This is a genomic window from Streptomyces sp. NBC_01723 (assembly GCF_036246005.1).
Taxonomy (GTDB): Bacteria; Actinomycetota; Actinomycetes; order Streptomycetales; family Streptomycetaceae; genus Streptomyces.
The window spans coordinates 1,754,322-1,778,748 of the sequence record NZ_CP109171.1; the positions used below are offsets into that span (position 1 = coordinate 1,754,322).

Annotated in this window: 25 protein-coding genes; 14 read left to right on the forward strand and 11 right to left on the reverse strand. The window is 72.0% G+C overall.

The features are described from left to right. Window positions 1-155 precede the first annotated feature (155 nt). Window positions 156-1,844 (forward strand): streptophobe family protein, encoded by a 1,689-nt coding sequence (locus tag OIE75_RS08345; RefSeq protein WP_329470180.1) that lies wholly within the window; start codon window positions 156-158, stop codon window positions 1,842-1,844. 93 nt (window positions 1,845-1,937) lie between these two features. Beyond that, on the forward strand, window positions 1,938-3,182 hold the full coding sequence (gene serB, locus OIE75_RS08350) for a phosphoserine phosphatase SerB (protein WP_307010992.1): 1,245 nt from the start codon (window positions 1,938-1,940) through the stop codon (window positions 3,180-3,182). A gap of 60 nt (window positions 3,183-3,242) precedes the next feature. Here the strand turns inward: serB and OIE75_RS08355 are convergent, their stop codons facing one another. The 4 genes from OIE75_RS08355 to OIE75_RS08370 all read right to left on the reverse strand — a co-directional run bounded on the left by OIE75_RS08355 (window position 3,243) and on the right by OIE75_RS08370 (window position 5,685). Next, the gene (locus tag OIE75_RS08355) at window positions 3,243-3,761 is read right to left on the reverse strand and encodes a SixA phosphatase family protein (RefSeq protein WP_307010994.1); all 519 of its coding nucleotides are present in this window, start codon (window positions 3,759-3,761) and stop codon (window positions 3,243-3,245) included. A gap of 91 nt (window positions 3,762-3,852) precedes the next feature. Continuing rightward, the gene (locus OIE75_RS08360; protein ID WP_122614757.1) at window positions 3,853-4,059 is read right to left on the reverse strand and encodes a hypothetical protein; all 207 of its coding nucleotides are present in this window, start codon (window positions 4,057-4,059) and stop codon (window positions 3,853-3,855) included. Window positions 4,060-4,239: 180 nt separating this feature from the next. After that, on the reverse strand, window positions 4,240-4,356 hold the full coding sequence (locus tag OIE75_RS08365; RefSeq protein ID WP_122614758.1) for an SGM_5486 family transporter-associated protein: 117 nt from the start codon (window positions 4,354-4,356) through the stop codon (window positions 4,240-4,242). Window positions 4,357-4,410: 54 nt separating this feature from the next. Beyond that, on the reverse strand, window positions 4,411-5,685 hold the full coding sequence (locus tag OIE75_RS08370; protein ID WP_373462941.1) for a CynX/NimT family MFS transporter: 1,275 nt from the start codon (window positions 5,683-5,685) through the stop codon (window positions 4,411-4,413). A gap of 128 nt (window positions 5,686-5,813) precedes the next feature. On the opposite strand from OIE75_RS08370, the gene OIE75_RS08375 reads away from it, so the two are divergent. Continuing rightward, the gene (locus tag OIE75_RS08375; protein WP_307011000.1) at window positions 5,814-6,506 is read left to right on the forward strand and encodes a FadR/GntR family transcriptional regulator; all 693 of its coding nucleotides are present in this window, start codon (window positions 5,814-5,816) and stop codon (window positions 6,504-6,506) included. Here the strand turns inward: OIE75_RS08375 and OIE75_RS08380 are convergent. The 3 genes from OIE75_RS08380 to fabG form a co-directional block, all read right to left on the reverse strand. Next, window positions 6,484-6,834, reverse strand: a complete 351-nt coding sequence (locus OIE75_RS08380; protein WP_307011002.1) for a hypothetical protein — start codon at window positions 6,832-6,834, stop codon at window positions 6,484-6,486. The genes OIE75_RS08375 and OIE75_RS08380 overlap by 23 nt on opposite strands. A 170-nt stretch (window positions 6,835-7,004) precedes the next feature. Further along, the gene (gene fabI / locus OIE75_RS08385; RefSeq protein WP_329470184.1) at window positions 7,005-7,772 is read right to left on the reverse strand and encodes an enoyl-ACP reductase FabI; all 768 of its coding nucleotides are present in this window, start codon (window positions 7,770-7,772) and stop codon (window positions 7,005-7,007) included. A gap of 5 nt (window positions 7,773-7,777) precedes the next feature. After that, on the reverse strand, window positions 7,778-8,482 hold the full coding sequence (gene fabG, locus OIE75_RS08390) for a 3-oxoacyl-[acyl-carrier-protein] reductase (RefSeq protein ID WP_122614762.1): 705 nt from the start codon (window positions 8,480-8,482) through the stop codon (window positions 7,778-7,780). Window positions 8,483-8,786: 304 nt separating this feature from the next. Here fabG and OIE75_RS08395 point away from each other — a divergent pair, with 304 nt between their 5' ends. The 3 genes from OIE75_RS08395 (at window position 8,787) to tyrS (ending at window position 13,043) form a co-directional block, all read left to right on the forward strand. After that, window positions 8,787-10,310, forward strand: a complete 1,524-nt coding sequence (locus OIE75_RS08395) for a TldD/PmbA family protein (RefSeq protein ID WP_329470187.1) — start codon at window positions 8,787-8,789, stop codon at window positions 10,308-10,310. After that, window positions 10,307-11,701 (forward strand): metallopeptidase TldD-related protein, encoded by a 1,395-nt coding sequence (locus OIE75_RS08400; RefSeq protein ID WP_329470188.1) that lies wholly within the window; start codon window positions 10,307-10,309, stop codon window positions 11,699-11,701. Before OIE75_RS08395 ends, OIE75_RS08400 begins: the two co-directional genes overlap by 4 nt. A gap of 73 nt (window positions 11,702-11,774) precedes the next feature. After that, window positions 11,775-13,043 (forward strand): tyrosine--tRNA ligase, encoded by a 1,269-nt coding sequence (tyrS, locus tag OIE75_RS08405; RefSeq protein ID WP_329470189.1) that lies wholly within the window; start codon window positions 11,775-11,777, stop codon window positions 13,041-13,043. A 29-nt stretch (window positions 13,044-13,072) separates the two neighbouring features. Here the strand turns inward: tyrS and OIE75_RS08410 are convergent, their stop codons facing one another. Then, a complete protein-coding gene (locus OIE75_RS08410; protein ID WP_307011012.1) occupies window positions 13,073-13,354 on the reverse strand; it encodes a GlsB/YeaQ/YmgE family stress response membrane protein in 282 nt (93 codons plus the stop codon). Window positions 13,355-13,616: 262 nt separating this feature from the next. Between OIE75_RS08410 and OIE75_RS08415 the strand changes: the two genes are divergently transcribed. Beyond that, window positions 13,617-14,012, forward strand: a complete 396-nt coding sequence (locus OIE75_RS08415; protein WP_307011014.1) for a DUF3099 domain-containing protein — start codon at window positions 13,617-13,619, stop codon at window positions 14,010-14,012. 210 nt (window positions 14,013-14,222) lie between these two features. Beyond that, on the forward strand, window positions 14,223-14,468 hold the full coding sequence (locus tag OIE75_RS08420; RefSeq protein WP_329470191.1) for a hypothetical protein: 246 nt from the start codon (window positions 14,223-14,225) through the stop codon (window positions 14,466-14,468). A 25-nt stretch (window positions 14,469-14,493) separates the two neighbouring features. Here OIE75_RS08420 and moaA read toward each other — a convergent pair whose 3' ends face one another. The 3 genes from moaA to OIE75_RS08435 all read right to left on the reverse strand — a co-directional run bounded on the left by moaA (window position 14,494) and on the right by OIE75_RS08435 (window position 17,646). Beyond that, window positions 14,494-15,483, reverse strand: coding sequence for a GTP 3',8-cyclase MoaA (gene moaA, locus OIE75_RS08425; RefSeq protein ID WP_240999552.1), 990 nt, complete (start codon window positions 15,481-15,483; stop codon window positions 14,494-14,496). A gap of 157 nt (window positions 15,484-15,640) precedes the next feature. Next, complete coding sequence (locus tag OIE75_RS08430; RefSeq protein ID WP_329470193.1) at window positions 15,641-17,275, reverse strand: solute symporter family protein; 1,635 nt, start codon at window positions 17,273-17,275, stop codon at window positions 15,641-15,643. Then, window positions 17,272-17,646, reverse strand: coding sequence for a DUF485 domain-containing protein (locus tag OIE75_RS08435; RefSeq protein WP_125492648.1), 375 nt, complete (start codon window positions 17,644-17,646; stop codon window positions 17,272-17,274). Before OIE75_RS08435 ends, OIE75_RS08430 begins: the two co-directional genes overlap by 4 nt. 265 nt (window positions 17,647-17,911) lie before the next feature. On the opposite strand from OIE75_RS08435, the gene OIE75_RS08440 reads away from it, so the two are divergent. From OIE75_RS08440 to OIE75_RS08465, 6 genes are all read left to right on the forward strand, one after another. Beyond that, complete coding sequence (locus tag OIE75_RS08440; RefSeq protein WP_329470195.1) at window positions 17,912-19,453, forward strand: S8 family serine peptidase; 1,542 nt, start codon at window positions 17,912-17,914, stop codon at window positions 19,451-19,453. 76 nt (window positions 19,454-19,529) lie between these two features. Beyond that, window positions 19,530-21,047 (forward strand): S8 family peptidase, encoded by a 1,518-nt coding sequence (locus OIE75_RS08445; protein WP_329470196.1) that lies wholly within the window; start codon window positions 19,530-19,532, stop codon window positions 21,045-21,047. Window positions 21,048-21,101: 54 nt separating this feature from the next. Next, the gene (locus OIE75_RS08450; protein WP_307011024.1) at window positions 21,102-22,109 is read left to right on the forward strand and encodes a CopD family protein; all 1,008 of its coding nucleotides are present in this window, start codon (window positions 21,102-21,104) and stop codon (window positions 22,107-22,109) included. A 108-nt stretch (window positions 22,110-22,217) separates the two neighbouring features. Beyond that, window positions 22,218-23,210 carry a DEDDh family exonuclease gene (locus OIE75_RS08455; RefSeq protein WP_329470197.1) on the forward strand — a complete coding sequence of 331 codons (993 nt, stop codon included), beginning with the start codon at window positions 22,218-22,220 and terminating at the stop codon, window positions 23,208-23,210. Window positions 23,211-23,305: 95 nt separating this feature from the next. After that, window positions 23,306-23,539, forward strand: a complete 234-nt coding sequence (locus tag OIE75_RS08460; RefSeq protein WP_071528763.1) for a hypothetical protein — start codon at window positions 23,306-23,308, stop codon at window positions 23,537-23,539. A 65-nt stretch (window positions 23,540-23,604) separates the two neighbouring features. Continuing rightward, window positions 23,605-24,411, forward strand: a complete 807-nt coding sequence (locus tag OIE75_RS08465; protein WP_307011029.1) for an SURF1 family cytochrome oxidase biogenesis protein — start codon at window positions 23,605-23,607, stop codon at window positions 24,409-24,411. Window positions 24,412-24,427: the final 16 nt, after the last annotated feature.

Consider the following 24,427-nt stretch of genomic DNA (forward strand, 5'->3'; position numbering starts at 1 on the left):
TCGGGCCCCTGACCGAAAGTCGGGCCTTGTGAAAACTGCGTAGGCACCCCTCGACCGACCCCGTTGACGGGGTTGAAACCTGCTCGGAGAGTGGTAATCCACGCGAGGGGGACATGCGCGGCAACTCCGCCGCGCAGCGGATCGGGGGGTCTGCCATGAGCGCGTGCACGAGCGTCGGGTCCGAGGGGTATGCCGCCGGGGTGCCGTGGGGAGACGTCCTGCTGACCGCGATCGCCGCCGTGAGCTGGGCGTTGATCGGCATGGCGGGAACGGCGGCGCTCGGCCTGCACCTGCTCGACGCCGACGCGGCGGGCTCGCCGGGCCCGATGACGGCGGCGGTCGTGGCGCTGGGCGCGGGCGGTTCGGTGACACCGGACGGAGACCTGTCGGCGTTCGGGCTGAAGGGGGCGGAGGCGTACTCGGCCATCGAGATCACGCCACTGGGCGTGAGCCTGGTCGGCGCGCTGCTGCTGTCGTTCTTCTTCCTGCGCTCCCTGCGCGGGGCCGGAGTTGTGGTCTCCCCCGCCGAACTCCTCGCACGCGCGGGCGCGGTGGTCGCCCTGTTCGTGGCGATGACGGGCGGTCTGGTCTGGGCGGGTCACGGCATCATCACGATCGACGGCGGTGCGCTGGGGATCGACGCGCTGCCCGGTGGTGCCGGTGGTGGCGCGGACATTCCGGGGCTCGGGGACGTGGGTGACATCGGCGGGCTGCTCCCCGACCGGATCGGTGACCTCGTCGACGCCGAGGCCGCGGTCGGCATCAGCGTCGACACCGCGCCGACCCTGCTGGGCGGGCTGGCCTGGTCCGCCGGGGTCCTGCTGATCGCGCTGCTGGCCTCGCGCCGTACTCCGCTGCCCCGCGGGTGCGCGGTCGTGCACCGGGTGGTGCGGCCCGCCGTGTCCGCCGTGGTCACGGTGGCCCTGACCGCGGTGGCGGCCGGCCTCGCGGCGGCCGGGTACGCGGCGGTCGGCGACGACCATCCGCGGCGGATCGCGGGCGCCGCGCTCCTCGGGGCGCCGAACGGGGTCTGGCTCGGCGTCCCGGTCGGCCTGTTCGTGCCGTGGGACGGCCGGGCCGCCGGCGAACTGGCCCGGGTTCTCCCCGCTCCGCTGGACGACCTGCTGGGCGCGGGCGCGGGCGAGCCGGTCACGCTGGCGCGGCTGGCGGAGCTGGACGGACGGGTGTGGCTGCTGGGGGTGGCGGCGGCCCTGATGATGTTGCTGGCCGGGGTCCTGACGGCGGTACGGACGCCCGTGGCGCCCGGCGAGGGGCGCTCCCCCGCTTTCGTGGCGCGCTGCGCGCTGCGGGTCGGTCTCGTGACCGGGGCGGCACTGCCGCTGCTCTCCCGGCTGAGCGGGGTGTCCGTGGACGCCTCGCTGTCGGTACTCGGCATCGATGCCTTCGGCGCCGGCCTCGACCTGCGCGCCCACCTCGGCACGGCCCTGCTGCTGGGCGCCCTGTGGGGTGCGGGGGCGGGGGCCGCCGGGGCGTTGGCGGCGCGGGCGAGCGGGGCGGCGGGGGCGCGGGCGACGTGGCTGGCACGGGGTGCCGGGGTGGTGGCGCCGGATGCCGGTGGCCTCGAGTACGGGGTGTCCGCCTCGGGTCCGTACCCGGGGCACGGGCAGGGTGCCGCCGGAGAGCACGCCGACCCACACCGCCGGGCGGGTGACGACGTGTACGGCGCCCCCACCGTGGCCGGCCCGCTCCGACCACCGCCGGGAGCGCCCCGGCGGCCACCGCACCCGGGGGGCCGGCCGCCGTCACGCCGTTGGGGCGAGGTCCCGCCGCCCCCGCCTCCGCCACCGCCCGCGCCGCCGAGGCGGCCGAGGGACGGGGAGTGAGGGGTGGTACTGGGCAGTACGGGACGGTGGCGCTGTCCGTCAGGCGGACCTCGGGGGCGGCAGGCACCGGGTGCCGGATACGGTTGGACCACCATGAGCGCTACGCAGACCTCTGACGTTCCCACGCTTCTCGTCAAGATCTTCGGCAAGGACCGGCCCGGTATCACGGCCGGCCTGTTCGACACCCTCGCCGCCTACTCCGTCGACGTCGTCGACATCGAGCAGGTCGTCACCCGTGGCCGGATCGTGTTGTGCGCGCTCGTGACCGAGCCGCCCCGCGGTCTGGAGGGCGATCTGCGGGCCACCGTCCACAGCTGGGCAGAGTCGCTGAAGCTCCAGGCGGAGATCATCTCCGGCATCGGCGACAACCGGCCGCGCGGGCTCGGCCGCTCCCTGGTCACCGTGCTCGGGCACCCGCTCACCGCCGAGGCGACGGCCGCCATAGCGGCCCGGATCACCGAGGTCGGCAGCAACATCGACCGTATCTTCCGGCTGGCCAAGTATCCCGTGACCGCCGTCGAGTTCGCGGTGTCCGGCGTGGCGACCGAGCCCCTGCGCACGGCGCTGGCCACCGAGGCCGCGGCGCTCGGTGTGGATGTCGCGGTGGTCTCGGCGGGGCTGCACCGGCGGGCGCAGCGCCTGGTGGTGATGGACGTGGACTCCACGCTGATCCAGGACGAGGTCATCGAGTTGTTCGCCGCGCACGCCGGGTGCGAGGACAAGGTCGCCGACGTGACGGCGGCCGCGATGCGCGGGGAGCTGGACTTCGAGCAGTCCCTGCACGCTCGCGTGGCGCTGCTGGCGGGGCTGGACGCCTCGGTGGTGGACAAGGTCCGCGCCGAGGTGCGGCTGACGCCGGGTGCCCGCACCCTGATCCGCACGCTGAAGCGGCTCGGCTACCAGGTGGGGGTCGTCTCCGGCGGATTCACGCAGGTCACCGATGATCTCAAGGAGCGGCTGGGGCTGGACTTCGCCCAGGCCAACACCCTGGAGATCGTCGACGGCAGGCTGACCGGCCGGGTCACCGGGGAGATCGTGGACCGGGCGGGCAAGGCGCGGCTGCTGCGACGGTTCGCCGCCGAGGCGGGCGTACCGCTGTCGCAGACCGTGGCGATCGGTGACGGCGCCAATGACCTGGACATGCTGAACGCGGCGGGTCTCGGGGTCGCCTTCAACGCCAAGCCGGTGGTGCGCGAGGCGGCGCACACCGCGGTGAACGTGCCCTTCCTGGACACCGTCCTCTACCTGCTCGGCATCACCCGCGAGGAGGTCGAGGCCGCGGACACGCTGGACGAAGGTCTCGGTGAGGCCCTCGGTCTGCCCGCCGACCGGCTCTGAGCCTGCGCCGAGGGGCCCGGGCCGTACGGTGCCGGGCCCGCCGCGTGGGACCGGGTGGGGTCAGTCGGTCGGCGCCCAGTAGTCGACCAGGGAGGCCGCTCCGGGCTCCACGTCCTTCCAGGAGCCGGTGAAGGTCAGGACGGCGAAGGCGGCGGTCGGGAAGCCCCGGCTCCCCATCCGTCCGCGAGCCTCGTCCTCGGCCGAACCGGCCAGGATCTCGGCGAGTCCCTCCATGCCCGGGTTGTGGCCGATCACCAGCACGTTCCGCAGGTCGTCGGGGGTCTCGTTGAGCACGGCGATCAGTTCGCCGGGCGAGGCCTCGTAGATCCGCTCCTCGTAGACGGTTTTCGGCCGGTGCGGGAACTCGTGGACGGCGAGCTTCCAGGTCTCGCGGGTCCGGGTCGAGGTGGAGCACAGGGCCTGATCGAAGGCGACACCGGTGTCCGCCAGCCGCCGCCCGGCCTCTGCGGCGTCCTTGCGACCCCGTTCCGCGAGCGGTCGCTCGTGGTCGGTCACCTGTGGCCAGTCGGCTTTCGCATGCCGGAAAAGGACAATCCTGCGGGGTTCTGCGACGCTCATGGCATCCAGCTTCGCATGAAACAGGCCATGGGGCGCAGGTAGTTGACATGCGGAATCACCGCCGTACGCTCGCCCGGGCCCGGGTCCGGCCTCAGCCCACGGTCAGCTGGAGCAGCCGCTCCAGCAGGTGGGCGATGGCCGGCTGCTCGGTGGCCGCCTGCGCGTCGGCGGGGTTGAGTATCAGCAGGAGCAGCGTCACGAAGGCGAGCACGGGCAGGGCGAGGGCCCACCAGGGGAGCCGGCTGTCGACGCCGCCCCGGGTCGCGCGGGGAGGCCGGGTGTAGGTAGGGGCCGACATGAGTGCCTCCGCTGGTCTTCGAGCGTCCCTGGTCCGTGCTCCGCGTCCCGCCTGTCGCGGGCACATCTCGAAACTACGGAATCCGCGGGCCCCAACCCATCCGGAGGTCCACCCACTTGACCCTGACCCTGGCCCCCTAGGGGATGGGGGGTTAACCCCACCATCCGGCCGGGGGCCCGGTCACGGCGAGGCGATCGTCGCGACGATGCCGATGATCACGAAGATCGCGAGGAAGCCGCCGAAGACGAGCAGCATCTTCTTCTGGCCGTTCTGGGGGTTCGGGTCGAGGACTGGCATGCGGCAAGTCTCGCATCCGCCGGATGCGGGGCGCCGGGCGGGCCGCCGGACGGCTCAGCGGGCCGCCTCGTCCTCCACCGTGCGGTCGCGGCCTGCCAGGACGCCCACCACGATCTGCGGCACCATCAGGGCGCTCATCAGCGCGATCGGCAGGCCCCAGCCGCCGCTGTGCTGGTAGAGCACGCCGACCAGGAGCGGGCCGGGGATGGAGATCAGGTAGCCGGTGCTCTGCGCGAAGGCCGACAGCTGGGCGACGCCCGCGCCGGTCCTGGCCCGCATGCCGACCATGGTCAGCGCGAGCGGGAAGGCGCAGTTCGACACGCCGAGCAGCAGGGCCCAGGCCCAGGCGCCGCCGGCCGGGGCGAAGTACAGACCGGCGTAGCCGGCGAGGCCGCACAGGCCCAGGACCAGGACGATCGGGCCCTGGTGGGGCAGCCGGGTGGCCACGCGCGGGATGACGAAGGCGAGCGGCACGCCCATCACCATGATCACGGCGAGCAGCAGCCCGGCCGTGCCGGCGGAGACCCCGGCGTCCCGGAAGATCTGCGCCATCCAGCCCATCGTGATGTAGGCGGCGGTGGCCTGAAGGCCGAAGAAGACGGCGAGCGCCCAGGCCGTACGGCTGCGGGTGATCCGTATCGGGGCCTGGCCGGCGGCAGGTTCGGCGGGCCGCTCCGCGGACGGGGCGGGCGGCGCGGCGGAGGGCGCCTCGCGGTGGCGCACGAACGGGATCCAGGGCAGGACGGCGGCCGCCCCCACCACGGCCCACACCGCGAGGCCGGGCTGCCAGTGGCCGCCCAGGGCGTTCGTCACCGGCACGGTCGCCGCGGCGGCGACGGAGGTGCCGAAGGCGAGGGCCATCGAGTAGAGGCCGGTCATGGAGCCGACCCGGTCGGGGAAGTAGCGCTTGACGATGACCGGCATCAGGACGTTGCTGACCGCGATGCCCATCAGCGCGAGCGCGGTCGCGGCCAGGAAGCCGGCAGTACCGCCGGCGTACGGGCGGATCAGCAGGCCCGCGGTGATGGCGGCCATGCCCGCGCAGACCACCGCGCCGGGCCCGAAGCGGCGGGCCACCCGGGGCGCCATGACCCCGAAGACGGCGAAGCACAGCGGGGGGACCGAGGTGAGCAGTCCGGCGACGCTGCCGCTCATGCCGAGCCCGTCGCGGACCTCCTCCAGGAGGGCGCCCAGGCTGGTGATGGCGGGGCGCAGGTTGAGCGCGGCCAGGACGATGCCGAGGATCAGCAGCCGGGTCGTCCACGGCGTCCACGCGCGCGTGCCGGGCGTTCGGGGCGCCGTCGCCGCCTCGCCGGGTATCTCACGCATCCGCGTTTCCGTACGTGTCTCCGTGCGCGTCTCCGTCCGGGTGTCCGTCCGGGCTTCCTCACTAGCCATGAGGCCCATCATAGAATCATGGGATGATTGATTGTCCACTCCACGTGCGAAGGTGAGCCATGCCTCTGAGCCATCCCCGCCGCTCGGCGCTGTCCGAGCAGGTCATCGCGGCGCTCCGGCAGCAGATCGCCTCGGGCGAGTGGCCGGTCGGTTCCCGCATCCCGACGGAGCCCGAGCTGGTCGAACAGCTCGGGGTCGCCCGCAACACGGTCCGGGAGGCGGTCCGCGCGCTGGCGCACAACGGCCTCCTGGACATCCGTCAGGGCTCCGGCACGTACGTCGTGGCGGTCAGTGAGCTGGCGGGCGTGATGCAGCGCCGCTTCGCCGGGACCGACCCCCGGCACATCGCCGAGCTGCGGTCCACCCTGGAGTCGGCCGCCGCCCGGCTCGCCGCGGAGCGCCGCACGGAGAAGGACCTCAAGCAGCTGGACGCGCTCCTGGTGCGCCGCGAGGAGGCCTGGGAGTCGGGCGACGCCGAGGCGTTCGTGACCGCGGACGCGACCTTCCACCTGGCCGTCGTGGCCGCCTCGCACAACGACGTGATGACCGCGATGTACGCGGACCTGGGCGAGGTGATGCGGGACTGGCTGCGGAGCGACGTCGGCAGCGAGCTGACGCCCGAGAGCCACATGGACCACACCAGGCTGGTGGACGCGATCCGCGCGGGCGACGCCGGGACCGCGGAGGCGGAGGCGGCGGGCTACCCGTTCCAGTGCCGCCCGGGCCGGTTCACCGCACCCTCCGGTGGCTGACCCAGGCCGACCGGACCTCCTTCCAGCACCGCCCGTCCAGCCGGACGGTCTGCGCCGGTCCGGCCTCGACCGGCGCGGCGTCGCTGTCGAGGTCCCACCAGCGGGCGCACTCGACGTGCAGCCGCACGGAGTCGGCCGCCGGGTACGGGTTGTGGCAGTGGGCGGTCACGTCGGAGTCGACGACGCGGACCCGGCACGCCGAGCCGAACAGCTCCGCCCGCGCGGAGTCCCCGGTGCCCACGCGCGCGTGGGACATCGCTTCGTACGGCAGGAGCAGCACACAGACGAGGGCGAGGGACGCCGAGGCGAGGCGGGCGAGCGGACGCACAAGAGGCCTCCTCGGCGGCACTGGGGAGGAAAGGCTCGTGGGGAACGCGGACTCCAGCGTGCGCCGACGGCAGGCCCGCCGCCCGCCGGCTGGGCCGGACGGGTGACACGCGAAGGACCCGCACCCAAGGCGGATGCGGGTCCTTCGCGGCGTCCGGACAGTGCTTCCGGTCAGGCGCCGATGGCGTGCAGACCGCCGTCCACGTGGACGATCTCGCCCGTGGTCTTCGGGAACCAGTCGCTCAGCAGCGCGACGACACCGCGGCCGGCCGGGTCCGGGTCCTTGAGGTCCCACTCCAGCGGGGAGCGGTCGTCCCACACCGAGGCCAGCTCACCGAAGCCCGGGATGGACTTGGCGGCCATGGAGCCGATCGGACCGGCCGAGACCAGGTTGCAGCGGATGTTCTGCTTGCCCAGGTCACGCGCCATGTAGCGGCTGGTGGCCTCCAGCGCCGCCTTGGCCGGGCCCATCCAGTCGTACTGGGGCCAGGCGAACTGCGCGTCGAAGGTGAGGCCGACGACCGAGCCGCCGTTCTGCATCAGCGGCAGGCAGGCCATGGTCAGCGACTTCAGGGAGTACGCCGAGACGTGCATGGCCGTGGCGACCGACTCGAACGGCGTGTTCAGGAAGTTGCCGCCGAGCGCGTCCTGCGGGGCGAAGCCGATGGAGTGCACGACGCCGTCGAGGCCGCCCAGCTCCTCGCCGACGATGTCCGCGAGGCGCGCGAGGTGCTCGTCGTTGGTGACGTCCAGCTCGATGACCTTGGTGGGCTTCGGCAGCTTCTTGGCGATGCGCTCGGTCAGCGTGGGACGCGGGAACGCGGTCAGGATGATCTCGGCGCCCTGCTCCTGGGCCAGCTTGGCGGTGTGGAAGGCGATGGAGGACTCCATCAGCACACCGGTGATCAGGACGCGCTTGCCCTCGAGAATTCCGCTCATGGTGATCAGTGACCCATTCCCAGTCCGCCGTCAACGGGAATGACGGCTCCAGTGATGTACGACGCCTCGTCCGAGGCGAGGAACCGCACCGCGGCGGCGATCTCCTCGGGCCGCGCGTACCGGCCCAGCGGCACCTGCGACACGATGTTGGCCCGCTGCTCGTCGGTGAGCACCTTGGTCATGTCGGTGTCCACGAAGCCGGGCGCGACGACGTTGAAGGTGAGGTTGCGCGACCCCAGTTCACGGGCGAGGGAGCGCGCGAAGCCGACCAGACCGGCCTTGGAGGCGGCGTAGTTCGCCTGGCCCGCGGAGCCGAGGAGCCCGACCACGGAGGAGATCAGGACGACGCGGCCCTTCTTGGCGCGCAGCATGCCGCGGTTGGCGCGCTTGACGACCCGGAAGGTGCCGGTGAGGTTGGTTTCCAGGACCGAGGTGAAGTCCTCCTCGGACATGCGCATCAGGAGCTGGTCCTTGGTGACGCCGGCGTTGGCGACCAGGACCTCGACGGGACCGTGCGCTTCCTCGATCTCCTTGTAGGCCTGCTCCACCTGCTCGGTGTCGGTGATGTCGCACTTGACGGCCAGGAAGCCCTCCGGCGGCTCACCCGAGCGGTATGTGATCGCGACATTGTCGCCGGCATCGGCGAAAGCGCGGGCGATGGCGAGGCCGATGCCCCGGTTGCCTCCGGTGACGAGAACCGAGCGGCTCAACGGATCACCCTTTCCCTAGCGGTCTGTGTTCCGCCCGAGCACCCGGATGACAGGCGGCTACGGCAGGCGGTTACACCGAAAACCTATCGGTCCCCGGCCTCCGCCAGAGACTCGGGCACCCACAGTGGCTTACGGGACTGACTGTCGGGTCCCTACAGAACGGACCCGGCCACGGGTAACCGCGCACCGCGGCAAAGGTGTGGTCGCCGTCCGGCCCGACGCGACATGATGCGGCCCAGGGCGACAGGCCCTGGCCCCCGGTGTCGCCGCAGACGACCGGTCACGTCGACAGAAAGAGACGCAGGTGCCTCACCGCATCGACGAAGCCTTCACGGCACTCCCCCTACGCGCCCTCGCCGACGCCGCCCTCGCACGCGCGCGTGCACTCGGCGCCGAACACGCGGACTTCCGCCTCGAACGGGTGCGCAACGCCTCCTGGCGCCTCAGGGACGCCAAGCCCGCCGGGTCCTCGGACACCACCGACCTCGGGTACGCGGTGCGGGTGGTGCACGGCGGTACGTGGGGCTTCGCGTCCGGTGTGGACCTGACCATGGACGCCGCCGCGAAGGTCGCGTCGCAGGCAGTGGCGATGGCGAAGCTGTCCGCGCAGGTCATCGGGGCGGCGGGGTCGGACGAGCACGTGGAGCTGGCGGGCGAGCCCGTGCACGCCGACCGGACGTGGGTGTCGTCGTACGAGGTCGACCCGTTCACCGTGCCCGACGAGGAGAAGTCGGCGCTGCTGGCGGACTGGAGCGGGCGGCTGCTGGCGGCCAACGGGGTCGACCACGTCGACGCCTCGCTGCTCACCGTGCACGAGAACAAGTTCTACGCCGACACGGCCGGGACCGTGACCACGCAGCAGCGGGTGCGGCTGCATCCGGTGCTCACCGCCGTGTCGGTCGACGACTCCAGCGGCGAGTTCGACTCCATGCGGACGCTGGCCCCGCCGGCCGGGCGCGGCTGGGAGTACCTGACCGGGACCGGCTGGGACTGGGACTCCGAGCTGGCCGAGATCCCGGAGCTGCTGGCCGAGAAGATGCGGGCGCCCAGCGTCGAGGCGGGGCTGTACGACCTGGTCGTCGACCCGTCGAACCTGTGGCTGACCATCCACGAGTCCATCGGGCACGCCACCGAACTGGACCGGGCGCTCGGGTACGAGGCGGCGTACGCCGGCACCTCCTTCGCCACCTTCGACCAGCTCGGCACGTTGCGCTACGGCTCGGAGCTGATGAACGTCACCGGCGACCGCACCGCCGAGCACGGGCTGGCGACCGTCGGGTACGACGACGAGGGCGTCGAGGGCCAGTCCTGGGATCTGGTGAAGGGCGGCACGCTGGTGGGCTACCAGCTCGACCGGCGGATCGCGCGGCTCACCGGGTTCGAGCGGTCCAACGGGTGCGCATACGCCGACTCCCCCGCCCACGTTCCGGTGCAGCGCATGGCCAACGTCTCGCTCCAGCCCGACCCGGGCGGTCTGTCGACGGAGGATCTGATCGGGGGCGTGGACCGCGGGATCTACGTCGTCGGCGACCGTTCCTGGTCCATCGACATGCAGCGCTACAACTTCCAGTTCACCGGGCAGCGTTTCTTCCGGATCGAGAACGGGCGGCTCGCCGGTCAGCTGCGGGACGTGGCCTACCAGGCGACGACCACCGACTTCTGGGGCTCCATGGCGGCCGTCGGCGGCCCGCGGACGTACGTCCTGGGTGGCGCCTTCAACTGCGGCAAGGCCCAGCCGGGGCAGGTCGCGGCCGTCTCCCACGGCTGCCCGTCCGCCCTCTTCAAGGGAGTCAACATTCTGAACACCACGCAGGAGGCGGGTCGATGAGCGCGGGTAGGAGCAGGCCGCACGAGATCGTCGAGCGGGCGCTGGAGCTGTCCCGGGCGGACGGCTGCGTCGTCATCGCCGACGAGGAGTCCACCGCCAACCTGCGCTGGGCGGGCAACGCGCTCACCACCAACGGCGTCACGCGCGGACGCACGCTGACCGTCGTCGCCACGGTCGACGGTCAGCAGGGCACGGCGTCCGGTGTCGTGTCGCGCTCGGCGGTGACCGTGGACGAGCTGGAGCCCCTGGTGCGGGCCGCCGAGGCCGCGGCCCGCGGCGCCGGTCCCGCCGAGGACGCGCAGCCGCTGGTCACCGGCGTGCCCGAGTCGCCCGACTTCACCGACGCGCCCGCCGAGACGTCCTCGGCCGTGTTCGCGGACTTCGCACCCGCCCTCGGGGAGGCGTTCGCACGCGCGCGTGCGGGCGGCCGGGAGCTGTACGGATTCGCCAACCACGAGATGACGTCGACCTACGTGGGGACGTCCACCGGGCTGCGGCTGCGGCACGACCAGCCCAACGGGACGCTGGAGCTGAACGCCAAGTCGCCGGACCGGACCCGGTCGGCGTGGGCGGGGCGCTCCACGCGGGACTTCAAGGACGTCGACCCGGGTGCGCTCGACGCCGACCTGGCCGTACGCCTGGGCTGGGCGGAGCGGCGGGTGGAGCTGCCGGCGGGCCGGTACGAGACGCTGCTGCCGCCGACCGCGGTCGCCGACCTGCTGATCTACCAGCTGTGGTCGGCCTCGGGGCGGGACGCCGTCGAGGGGCGCACGGTGTTCTCCAAGCCGGGTGGCGGCACGCGCGTCGGTGAGCGGCTGGGCGAGCTGCCGTTGACCCTGCGCAGCGACCCGCACGAGCCGGGGCTGGAGAGCGCGCCCTTCGTGGTCGCGCACTCCTCCGGCGGCGACCAGTCGGTGTTCGACAACGGGCTGCCGCTGGCGGCGACCGACTGGATCCGCGCGGGCGAGCTGCACCGGCTGACGACCACCCGGCACAGCGCGGCCCTGACGGGGCTGCCGGTGGCACCGGCGATCGGCAACCTGGTCCTGGACGGCGGCTCGGACCGCTCGCTGGAGGACATGGTGGCCGGCACGGAGCGCGGGCTGCTGCTGACCTGTCTCTGGTACATCCGCGAGGTGGATCCGGCCACGCTGCTGCTGACCGGGCTGACCCGGGACGGCGTCTACCTGGTCGAGAACGGCGAGGTGGTCGGCGAGGTGAACAACTTCCGGTTCAACGAGTCCCCGGTGGGCCTGCTGGGCCGGGCCACGGAGGCCGGGCGGACGGAGAAGACGCTGCCCAGGGAGTGGGGCGACTGGTTCACCAGGGCGGCGATGCCCGCGCTTCGGGTCCCCGATTTCAATATGAGCTCTGTCAGTCAGGGCGTATAACCTCGTAGTCGGCCGTCACCCGGCCGACCGAAGATCATCAAGCACGTATGAGCACGTAGGAGACAAGAGAACCGTGACGGACATCGTCGACGAGCTGAAGTGGCGCGGGCTGTTCGCCCAGTCCACCGACGAGGACGCTTTGCGCAAGGCTCTCGCGGACGGTCCCGTCACGTTCTATTGCGGTTTCGACCCGACCGCGCCGTCCCTGCACGTGGGGCACCTGGTGCAGGTGCTCACCGTGCGCCGGCTCCAGCAGGCCGGTCACCGGCCGCTGGCGCTGGTCGGTGGCGCGACGGGCCAGATCGGCGATCCGCGCCCGACCGCGGAGCGCACGCTGAACTCGCCGGAGACCGTCGCGGGCTGGGTCGACCGGCTGCGCGGCCAGATCGAGCCGTTCCTGACCTTCGAGGGCGAGAACGCGGCCGTGATGGTCAACAACCTCGACTGGACCGAGGGCCTCTCGGCCATCGAGTTCCTGCGGGACATCGGCAAGCACTTCCGGGTCAACAAGATGCTGACCAAGGACTCCGTGGCCCGGCGCCTGGAGTCCTCCGAGGGCATCAGCTACACGGAGTTCAGCTACCAGCTGCTCCAGGCCATGGACTTCCTCCAGCTCTACCGGAGGTACGGCTGCACGATGCAGCAGGGCGGCAGCGACCAGTGGGGCAACCTCACGGCCGGCCTCGACCTGCTGCACCGCCTGGAGCCGGACGCCGGCGTCCACGCCTACGCGACGCCGCTGATGACCAAGGCGGACGGCACCAAGTTCGGCAAGACCGAGGGCGGCGCGGTCTGGCTCGACCCGGAGATGACGACGCCGTACGCGTTCTACCAGTTCTGGCTGAACGTGGACGACCGGGACATCTCGACGTACTCGCGCATCCTGTCCTTCCGGTCCCGCGAGGAGCTGGAGGAGCTGGAGCGGCAGACCGAGGAGCGTCCGCAGGCCCGGGCGGCGCAGCGCGCTCTGGCGGAGGAGCTGACGACGCTGGTGCACGGCGCCGGGCAGACGGCCGCCGTGATCGCCGCGTCCAAGGCCCTCTTCGGCCAGGGCGACCTGGCCGGGCTGGACGACCGGACGCTCGCCGCGGCCCTCTCCGAGCTGCCGCACATCGAGGTCACCGAGCTGGGCCCGGTCGTGGACCTGTTCGCCGAGGTCGGTCTGGTCGCCAGCAAGTCCGCCGCCCGCCGCACGGTGAAGGAGGGCGGCGCGTACGTGAACAACGCCAAGGTCACCGGCGAGGACGCGGTCCCCGCCAAGGAGGACCTGCTGCACGGGCGCTGGCTGGTGCTGCGCCGCGGCAAGAAGAACCTGGCCGCGGTGGAGGTCACCGGCGCCTGAGCACACGGCACGGCACGGGGTGCCGGCCGTCAGGCGCGTCCGCGCTTCTTGTTGCCGCGCACCGCCACGTAGGCAGCGTCTCCGAGGGCGACGATGATGACCGCGGCCACCACCTGGAACAGGTGCCGCCACCAGTCGATGCCCGAGGTCTCGTCCACCCCGGCCGCGCGGGCGACCGCGTTGCCGACGATCGCGCCGAGGATGCCGAAGATGGTGGTCAGCCACAGCGGACTGTGCTGCTTCCCGGGGATGATCGCCTTGGCGATGAGTCCGAGCACGAATCCGACGATGATCGCCCACAACCAGCCCATGACCTGCCTCCTCGTACGGCTCCACGCGAGCATTGCCGCCAGTCTTCGGCCGTACCGCGTACGGCGCACGCCGGATACGGCCGAACGGGGTCCCCCGGCCGTGCCGACCGGCGCGGACCGGCCGCGCGCCGAGTGGGTGCCCCGGTCTCGTGGACGGCGCGGGGGCGGCGTAACGTGGTGAGTTGTCCGGGACCGGTGTCCCCGAGCGGCCACGGACGGGAGCGGGGCGGGGACGGTCCGATCGGGCGGATGGTGGAACCAGATGCGGAAGCACAGTGCCGGCGGCGTCGAGGTGTTCCGGATCACCGGGGCCCGGACGGGCCTCCAGGAGGACGTGCGCGCGCGGCAGCGCCGGTACGTGATCTCGATGTCGGTCCGCACCGTGTCGGTGGTCCTCGCGGCCTGCCTGTGGAACGTGGAACGCCACGTCGCGATCGTGGCGCTGGTCCTCGGTGTGGTTTTGCCGTACATCGCGGTCGTGATCGCCAACGCGGGGCGCGAGAACGCGCCATCCTTGCCGTCGACGTTCGTGACGCCCCAGACGCCGCCGATGATCCTGCCGCCGCGGGCGGACGACGCCTCCGCGGACTCCGTCCCGGAGGACGCCATGTCGGATCCGTCGCCGGGAGCGGGGGGCGAGTCGCGCGGCCGGCCGTGACCTCGCGGCGCCCTCCGGCGGGGGCGCGCGTTCCGCGCCAGGCCGAAGAACCGCTGAGATGAATCGTGCTGTTCCGGTGCCGGGCGATGGGTGACCCATGACATACTTCCTACGCGCTCCGCATCCCCCGTCGGAGCGACGGACCGACGCCGGGCAGCTCCCCCCGTGGCTGCTCGGCGTCGCCTTTTGTGTGAACCTGTGAGACGAACTGTGAGTGACGAAACCGCCCCGGACAACGCTCCGGAGGCCTCCCCCATCTGCTCCGCGAAGGGCTGCCGCACGGCCGCCGTATGGGTGCTGTCGTGGAACAATCCGAAGATCCACACGCCCGAGCGGCGCAAGACGTGGATCGCCTGCGACGAGCACCGGGAGCATCTGTCGCAGTTCCTCGGAGTACGGGGCTTCCTCAAGGACGTGGTCCCGCTGACCGAGTGGGAGCCCCCGAAGACCCCCTAGCTAGGACCCGTCCGGCACCCCGGCGTCAGCCGCCGATCGCCGACATCGGCCGGTCGGGCTGCACGAACGTCGGGTCGTCGAGGCCGGCGCCGGCCTTCTTGCCCCACATGGCGAGGCGCCAGATGCGGGCGACCTCCTCGTCGGGGGCGTCGGAGCGCAGTGCGGCGCGCAGGTCGGTCTCCTCGCGGGCGAACAGGCAGGTGCGCACCTGGCCGTCGGCGGTCAGGCGGGTGCGGTCGCAGGCCGAGCAGAACGGGCGGGTGACGGAGGCGATGACGCCGACGCGGTGCGGGCCGCCGTCCACGACCCAGCGCTCGGCGGGGGCCGAACCGCGCTCCTCGGAACCCTCGGCGGTCAGCTCGAAGCGGGTGCGCAGGGACTCCAGGATGTCACCGGCGGTGACCATCCCGTCGCGCTTCCAGCCGTGCTGGGCGTCCAGGGGCATCTGCTCGATGAACCGCAGCTCGTAGTCGTGCTCGACCGCCCAGGCGAGCAGGTCGGGGGCCTCGTCGGCATTGAGCCCCGGCATCAGGACGCTGTTGACCTTCACCGGGGTCAGCCCGGCCTCGCGGGCGGCCGCCAGGCCCTCCAGGACGTCCTTGTGGCGGTCCCGGCGGGTGAGGGTCTTGAAGACGTCGGGGCGCAGGGTGTCCAGCGAGACGTTGACCCGGTCCAGGCCCGCCGCCTTCAGGGCCGTCGCCGTGCGCCTGAGGCCGATGCCGTTGGTGGTGAGGGACATCTGGGGGCGCGGGGCGAGGGCGGCGACGCGCTCGACGATGCCGACCAGGCCGGGACGGAGCAACGGCTCCCCGCCGGTGAAGCGGACCTCCTCGATGCCGAGGTGGGTGACCGCGATGTCGATGAGGCGGACGATCTCGTCATCCGTGAGCAGATCGGGCTTGGCGAGCCACTGGAGACCCTCTTCGGGCATGCAGTAGGTGCAGCGCAGGTTGCACCGGTCGGTGAGCGAGACCCTCAGGTCGGTGGCCACTCGGCCGTAGGTGTCGATGAGCACGTGGGCCCCCTCCCTCGACGCGGATCGGCGGAGCACTTGACTCCTGCTACACCTGCGAGCCTACGTGACCGGTCCGACATCCACAGGGGGCCGATCCCTACGACGTACGGCGCGGCCCCGTCGTAGGGATCTACGACAGGGCCGCGGACGAGACGGATCAGTGCGCTCCGGTGCCGGTCAGGGAGCGGACCTCCAGCTCGGCGTACTTCGCCTTGTCGGGTTCCTCCTTGGACAGGACCGTGCCGAGCCAGCCCATCAGGAAGCCGAACGGGATGGAGATCAGGCCCGGGTTCTTCAGCGGGAACCAGGCGAAGTCGACGTCCGGGAACATCGCCTTCGGGTCGCCGGAGACCACCGGCGAGAACAGCACCAGGCCGACGGCGACGATCAGGCCGCCGTAGATCGACCAGAGGGCGCCCTGGGTGGTGAAGCGCTTCCAGAAGAGGCTGTAGAGGATGGTCGGCAGGTTGGCGGACGCGGCGACGGCGAAGGCCAGGGCGACCAGGCCGGCCACGTTCAGGTCGCGCGCGAGGGCGCCGAGCGCGATGGAGACGATGCCGATGAAGACGGTGGCCCAGCGGGCCGCCCGCATCTCCTCCTTCTCGGTGGCCTCGCCCTTGCGGATGACGTTGGCGTAGATGTCGTGCGCGAAGGACGAGGACGAGGCGAGGGTGAGGCCCGCGACCACGGCGAGGATGGTCGCGAAGGCCACCGCCGAGATCGTCGCGAGCAGGATCGCGCCCCAGGTCGAGTCGACGCCGCCGACGTGCAGGGCGAGCAGCGGCGCCGCCGTGTTGCCGGACGGGTTGGACTCGGTGATCTCCTTGGGGCCGACGAGCGCGGCGGCGCCGAAGCCGAGCGCGATGGTCATCAGGTAAAAGGCGCCGATGATGCCGATGGCCCAGTTGACGGACTTTCGGGCGGCCTTGGCGTTGGGCACGGTGTAGAAGCGGATCAGGATGTGCGGCAGACCCGCCGTGCCGAGGACCAGGGCGATGCCCAGGGAGATGAAGTCCAGCTTGGTCGTCCCGTTGATGCCGTACTGGAGGCCGGGTTCGAGGAAGGCGGCGCCGTGGCCGCTCTTCTCGGCGGCGGTGCCGAGCAGGTCGGAGATGTTGAAGTCGAACTTCAGCAGCACCAGGAAGGTGATCAGGATGGTGCCGCCGATGAGCAGCACGGCCTTGACCATCTGGACCCAGGTGGTGCCCTTCATGCCGCCGATGGAGACGTACACGATCATCAGGAGGCCGACGAGGGCGACGATGAGGATCTTGCCGGCGTCGGAGGTGATGCCGAGCAGCAGCGAGACCAGGACGCCGGCGCCCGCCATCTGGGCCAGCAGGTAGAAGATCGAGACGACGATCGTGGAGGTGCCGGCGGCGGTCCGCACGGGACGCTGGCGCATGCGGTACGCGAGGACGTCACCCATGGTGTAGCGGCCGGAGTTCCGCAGCGGCTCGGCCACCAGGAGCAGGGCGACCAGCCAGGCGACCAGGAAGCCGATGGAGTACAGGAAGCCGTCGTAGCCGAAGAGGGCGATCGCGCCGGCGATGCCGAGGAAGGACGCGGCGGACATGTAGTCGCCGGAGACGGCGAGGCCGTTCTGGAAGGCGCTGAACTGGCGGCCGCCCGCGTAGAAGTCGGCGGCGTCCTTGGTCTGGCGGCCCGCCCACACGGTGATGCCGAGGGTGGCGAGGACGAAGACGGCGAACAGGGTGATGATCAGCGGCCGGTGCTCGCTGGCCTCGTTGGCGGCCAGTTCGGCGGCGAGAACGGTCTGTGCGGGGCTCATGCGCCGCCCTCCATCCGGGACTTGATGGCCTCGGCCTTGGGGTCGAGCTTCGCGGCGGCGTGCCGCGAGTACCACCAGGCGATGAGGAACGTGGTGACGAACTGGGCGATGCCGAAGACGAAGGCGACGTTGATGTTGCCGAACAGCTTGGTGCCCATGAAGTCGCCGGCGTAGTTCGACAGCAGCACGTACAGCAGGTACCAGACGACGAACGCGATCGTCAGCGGGAACGCGAAGGAGCGGAAGGAGCGGCGCAGTTCGGCGAACTCAGCGCTCTGCTGCACTTCGGAGAACTCCTCGGCGGAGGGGAGTCGGTGTTCCTCTTGCGAGGGGGGCTCCTCTTTCGAGGGGGGTGGTGCGTCGGTGGCCACGGAGTCTCCTCGTACGACGGACATGACGGCTTGGACCTCGGTGTTCTCGCTGGGAGCTGGTCGTGCTCGGGCTCCCTGCCCAACGACACGGCGCCCCACGGGCACCGGTTCAACGCCCGGGCCACTTTCCGAAGTCACCCTCGGTGGGTCATTGCTGGCCAGCGACTTGGGGGGATAGCTTCACCCTGCACCACTCCGTCATGTACCTGCCCGAGCACAACCCGTGTCTCGGGCCGGTTTCGTTACCGGATGATGTGGAGACCCCATGGATCATCTGCGTTCCCCGCGTTCCAGACGCAGGCTCGCCCTCGCCGTACCGGTCGTGCTCTCGCTCACCGCGTCGCTCGGCTTCCTGCCCGCGGCCGCGCAGGCGGCCCCGGACGGGCGGGCGGGCCAGACCGCGGCCGCCGAGGCGCCGAGGCTGGCCTACGTCGTCAACACCCGCACGGACCACCGGACGATCGCGTCCGTGAAGCGCGCGATAGCCAGGACGGGCGGCACCGTGGTCGCCACGTACGACAGGATCGGCGTGATCGTCGCCCACTCGGCCGAGCCCGGCTTCGCCGCCGCGATGCGCGAGGTCCGGGGCGTGCGGTCGGCGGGCGCGACCCGCACGGCGCCGCTCACCGCCGCCGCGACGACGGACCAGGGCGCCGCCCAGTTGCTCACGGCCGAGCAGGCCGCGCGGACCGCGCGGGCCTCCGGGGCCGCGGGAGCGGGCGAGCCGCTGGAAGCGGACCAGTGGGACCTGCGCGCGATAGGCGCCGACAAGGCCGCGAAGATCAACCCGGGCAGCTCCCGCGTCACCGTCGCCGTGATCGACACCGGGGTCGACGACACCCACCCCGATCTCGCCCCGAACTTCTCCGCCTCGCAGTCCGCCAACTGCGTCGGCGGCAAGGCGGACACCAGCGCGGGCGCCTGGCGGCCGTACACCGCCGAGGACTACCACGGCACCCACGTGGCCGGCGAGATAGCCGCCGCCCGCAACGGCATCGGCGTCGCCGGTGTCGCACCGGGCGTGAAGGTGTCGAGCATCAAGGTGAGCGACCCGGACAACGGGCTCTTCTACCCCGAGAACGTCGTGTGCGCGTTCATGTTCGCCGCCGACCGGGGCGTGGAGATCACCAACAACAGCTACTACGTGGACCCGTGGCTGTACAACTGCATGGACGACCCCGACCAGCGCGCGATCGTCGACGCGGTCAACCGGGCCCAGCTGTACGCCCAGCGCAAGGGCACCCTGCACCTCGCCTCCGCCGGCAACTCCAACCACGACCTGGACTCCGACGCGATCGTCGACGACTCCAGCCCCGACGACTCCACGCCGGTGACGCGGACGATCGACCCGCACGAGTGCTACGACGTGCCGACCCAGCTGCCGGGCGTCGTCACGGTCAGCGCCACGGGCGTCGACAAGGAGAAGTCGTACTACTCCTCGTACGGCGAGGGCGTCGTCGACGTGGCCGCGCCGGGCGGCGACGGGCGCTACCAGATCCCGGACACGCCGTCGAAGAACGGCCGCATCCTGTCGACCATGCCGAACAACGCGTACGGCTACCTCCAGGGCACCTCGATGGCCTCGCCGCACGCGGCGGGCGTGGCCGCGCTGCTGAAGTCGGAGCACCCCTGGGCGTCCCCCGCGCGGTTGCAGTGGCTGCTGAAGGCCCAGGCGGACAACCCGGGCTGCCCCGACTCCTACGACCAGGACGGCGACGGCGCGCAGGACGCCACGTGCGAGGGCGGCGGGCGCGTCAACGGCTTCTACGGCTTCGGCATCGTCAACGCGCTCCGCGCGGTGAAGTGACCCGCCCGGCACCGGCCCACCTCCACCTTCCTTCCCGTCACGCACCGGTTTCAGCAACGAACTGGAGACACCGCACATGACAGCACCTCTCGCCCGTCACCGCCGCGCCCTCGCGATCCCGGCCGGCCTGGCCGTGGCCGCCTCGCTGGCGTTCCTGCCGGGCAACCCGGCCGTCGCGGCGGAGGCCGCCCCCTCCTCCGCGACGGACGCGACCTCGCTCAGCTACGTCGTCAACGTCTCCCCCGGGCACGGGCCTTCGGCGTCCGTGCGCAAGGCGATAGCCAAGGCCGGCGGCACGATCGTGACGTCGTACGACCGGATCGGCGTGGTCGTCGTCCACTCCGCGAACCCGGACTTCGCCAAGTCCGTCCGCAAGGTGCGGGGTGTGCAGTCGGCCGGTGCCACGCGTACCGCGCCGCTGCCCTCGGCCGCCACGACCGACACGGGCGCGCCGAAGGTGCTCAGCGGCAAGGAGATCGCCGCCGCCGAGGCCGCCGAGGGCCAGGACCCGCTGCAGGGCCTCCAGTGGGACCTGCCCGCCATCAAGGCGGACAAGGCGCACGAGAAGACGCTGGGCAGCAAGAAGGTGACCGTCGCCGTCATCGACACCGGCGTGGACGACACCCACCCGGACATCGCCCCGAACTTCGACCGGGACGCGTCCGTCAACTGCGTCTCGGGCAAGCCGGACACCACCGACGGCGCCTGGCGGCCGGGCGCGGCGGAGAGCCCGCACGGCACGCACGTGGCCGGTGAGATCGCCGCCGCCAAGAACGGCGTCGGCATGACCGGTGTGGCGCCCGGGGTGAAGGTCTCCGGCATCAAGGTGTCCAACCCCGACGGCTTCTTCTACACCGAGGCCGTGGTCTGCGGCTTCGTGTGGGCGGCCGAGCACGGGGTCGACGTGACCAACAACAGCTATTACACCGACCCCTGGTACTTCAACTGCAAGGACGACCCGGACCAGAAGGCGCTCGTCGAGGCCGTCACCCGGGCCTCGCGGTACGCGGAGAAGAAGGGCGCGGTCAACGTCGCCGCGGCGGGCAACGAGAACTACGACCTCTCCGCCGACGAGATCACCGACCCGTCCTCCCCGAACGACACGACGCCCGGCGACCGGACCGTCGACCCGTCCGAGTGCCTGGACATCCCGACCCAGCTGCCGGGTGTCGTGACGGTCGCGTCGACCGGCGCGAAGGGCCTCAAGTCGTCGTTCTCCAACCACGGTCTGGGCGTCATCGACATCGCCGCGCCCGGCGGTGACTCCACGGCGTACCAGACGCCGGCGCCGCCCGCCACCAGCGGCCTGATCCTCGGCACGCTGCCCGGCGGCAAGTGGGGCTACATGGCCGGTACGTCGATGGCCTCGCCGCACGTCGCGGGCGTCGCCGCGCTCATCAAGTCGACGCACCCGTACGCCCCGCCGGCCCTGGTCAAGGCGCTGCTGTACGCGCAGGCCGACGCCACGCCGTGCACCAAGCCGTACGACATCGACGGCGACGGCAAGGTCGACGCGGTGTGCGAGGGCTCGAAGAACCGCAACGGTTTCTACGGGTGGGGCATGGCCGACGCGCTGGACGCGGTGCGCTGGTAGCAGGCAACAACCGGGGAACTTGCCCGGATCTGGGGACTTGGTGAAGATCCTGGGGTGACCCCGATACGACCCAAGTCCCGGACCACCGGTACCGGACGGCACGCGACGCCCTCCGGTACCGGCCGGACCGCGGCCGTACTCGCGCTGGTGGCGCTGGCCGCGCTGATACCGGTGCTCGGCCCCTCCCCCGCCCTGCGCGGCACGGGAGAGGCCGAGGCACCAGGCACCGGCGGCATCGCGCTGCTGCGCGCGGTGCTCTTCGCCGCGCTGAGCGTGCCGCTGGGCGAACTGTTCGTGGACCGGCTGGCCCGGTCGCTGCCCGGCGCGCCCCCGGAGCGGCCCCGCAGTTGGTCGCCGTACGCGGCCGGGGTCGGTTTCGTCGCCGCCCTGGGGCTGGCGTCGGTCGTGGCGACGGGCAACCTGGTGCCGGACGGCGCAGCCGACATCGACGTGGGCGGTCTCTACGCCTCCCGTGACGGCAAGCTCGCGCTGCTGGAGGTCAACGGGTTCCTCGCGGCCGGTCTGTGCGCCGCCTCGCGCCGGCCCGGCAGCCAGGTGTGGCCGCTGGCCGCCGTGATCGTCGCGGAGGCGCTGCGCGCCCACCCCACGACCGAGTACAGCCCGCTGATCGGCTCCGGTCTGACCCTGGTCCATCTGACGTGCGCCTCGGTGTGGGCGGGCGGACTGCTGTACGCCCTGCGGTCGCTGCGGCGGTGGCGGGGCGCCGAGGCGGGTCCGGCGCTGCTCGGCCTCTACGCGCGCGTGGCGGCCGTTCTGCTGGCCGCCCTCACGGCGACCGGGGTGGGCAGTTCGCTGCGCCGGATGCCGCCGGGCACGATCGTGGACCAGTTGACGGACACGGCGTACGGGCGGGTGCTGCTCGCCAAGGTGCTCCTGGTGGCCGCCGTCGCCGCCCTCGCCCTGTGGGCCAGGATCCGGCTGAGCCGCGCGGCGGACCCGCTGACGGCCTGCTCCCCCGCGCGCGCGGAGGTCGTCGCGCTGGGGGCGGTGGTCGCGGTCTCGGGTCTCCTGACGGCCCTTCCGGTACCGATCCGGTGGTGAGCAACCCCGCCCGGTGGTGGAGAACTTGACGGAGGAACCGTTTCGCCGGTGTCGCGGGCGGCACCTCCGGCACCGCGGTGTCGGTCCCGGCCCGTATCCTCAGTGACCATGCTCGAAGACCGTACGATCGCGGCGCCGTCCGCGACTGCCTGGCCGGCCGCGTATCCGCGGGGATACGCGGTCGTCGACGTGGAGACCACCGGCCTGGCCCGCGACGACCGCATCATCTCCGCCGCCGTGTACCGGCTGGACGCGCGCGGCGAGGTCGAGGACCACTGGTACACGCTGGTCAATCCGCAGCGGGACCCGGGTCCGGTGTGGATACACGGTCTGACGAGCGACGTACTGCGGGACGCGCCGCTCTTCCCCGACGTCGCCGGGGAGTTCGCGGCCCGGCTCGACGGGAGGGTCCTCGTCGCGCACAACGCGGTCTTCGACTGGCAGATGATCGCCCGCGAGTACGCCCGCGCGCGGCGTGAGGCGCCGGTGCGTCAACGGCTGTGCACCATCGCGCTCTCCAAGGAGCTGCGCCTGCCCCTGCCCAACCACAAGCTGGAGTCGCTGGCCGCCCACTACGGCGTCGTCCAGCAGCGGGCGCACCACGCGCTGGACGACGCGCGGGTGCTGGCGGAGGCGTTCCGGCCGATCCTTGCCGCGGCGGCGGCCGGGGGCGTGCGGCTGCCGCTGCACGAGTGCCGGCCGCTGACCGAGTGGTCGGACCGGCCCGCACCCCGCATCGGGCAGCAGGCGGGCCACAGCTCCTACCGGCCGAACAGCTGGCGCCCCGCCCGCAAGAGGCCCGCCTGCCCGTATCCCAACCCGGGCCGGTACGAAGCGGACAAAAGGCTCAAGCAGGGCATGCGGGTCGCCTTCTCGGGTGACACCTCCGTGGAGCGCGACCTGCTGGAGGACCGGGCGACCGAGGCCGGGCTGCACGTCGCCACCAGCCTGTCCCGGCTGACCAGCCTGCTGGTCACCAACGACCCGGACTCGGGCACCTCCAAGGTGGTCAAGGCCCGGCAGTACGGCACGCCGGTGGTGGACGAGGCGGCGTTCGGACAACTGCTCGCGGACGTCGAGGCGGCCGACGCGGCTCCGTGACGGGGGCCGGGACGGGGCCGTACGGACGGGTGATTCCCGGCGACTCGCCCGGCGTCCGCTCGCCCGCGTGGCGACGACGGCCCACCCTGTGGCGCATGGCGACATGTGAAGTCTGCGGCAACAACTACGGAATGACCTTCGAGGTCCACGCCCAGGGAGCGGTGCACGTCTTCGACTGCTTCTCCTGCGCGATCCACCGGATGGCACCCATCTGCGAGCACTGCCGGGTACAGATCATCGGCCAGGGCGTCGAGGTCGAGGGCCACTGGTACTGCGGCGCCCACTGCGCCCGCGCGGAGGGGAGGGCGGGGATCGTCGACAAGGTCTGAGCCCCGGCCCGCGCAAGCCCCCACCCGCCGCGTCGCGCCCCACGACCGAGTTGTACCGTCGTGGGGTGTACCGGTTCCTGTTGTCCCGCCAGTGGGTGATCCTCACCCTCGTGGCGCTCGCGCTCATCCCGACGATGATCGAGCTGGGCTTCTGGCAGCTGCACCGCCACGAGCACAGGGTCGCGCTGAACAAGGTGATCGCGGACTCCCTGGCGGCCCGGCCCGTACCGGCCGAGACCATGACCTCACCCGGGGCGAGGGTCGGCGACGACGACCTCTACCGCCGGGTGACGGCCAAGGGGCACTTCGACACCGCCGAGGAGGTCGTCGTGCGCCGCCGCACCAACGCGGACGACCGCGTCGGCTACCACGTCCTCACCCCGTTCGTGCTGGACGACGGCAAGGTGCTGATGGTCAACCGGGGCTGGATCCCCTCGAACGGCGCCAGCCAGACCGCCTTCCCGAAGATCCCGGCGCCCCCGGCGGGCGAGACCACCGTCACCGGCCGGCTGATGCCCGACCAGACCACCGAGGACAGCGGCATCAAGAACGTCGCGGGCCTGCCCGACCGCCAGGTCATGCTCATCAACAGCGAGCAGCAGGCGGAGCGCCTCGGCAAGCAGGTCCTGGGCGGCTACGTCGAGATGACCGAGCCGAAGCCCGCGGGCGACACCCCCGAACTGATCGCGGAGCCCGACCACGACAGCATCGGCAACCACATGGCGTACGCCGTCCAGTGGTGGCTGTTCGCCGCCGGGGTGCCGATCGGCTGGTTCGTGCTGGCCCGCCGCGAGGTCCGGGACCGGGCCTCCCAGGACGGCGAGGGCGACGAGGACGAGACCGAGGAGGCCGCGGAGCCCGCGGCGGTGTAGCCGGACGGCGGGCCGA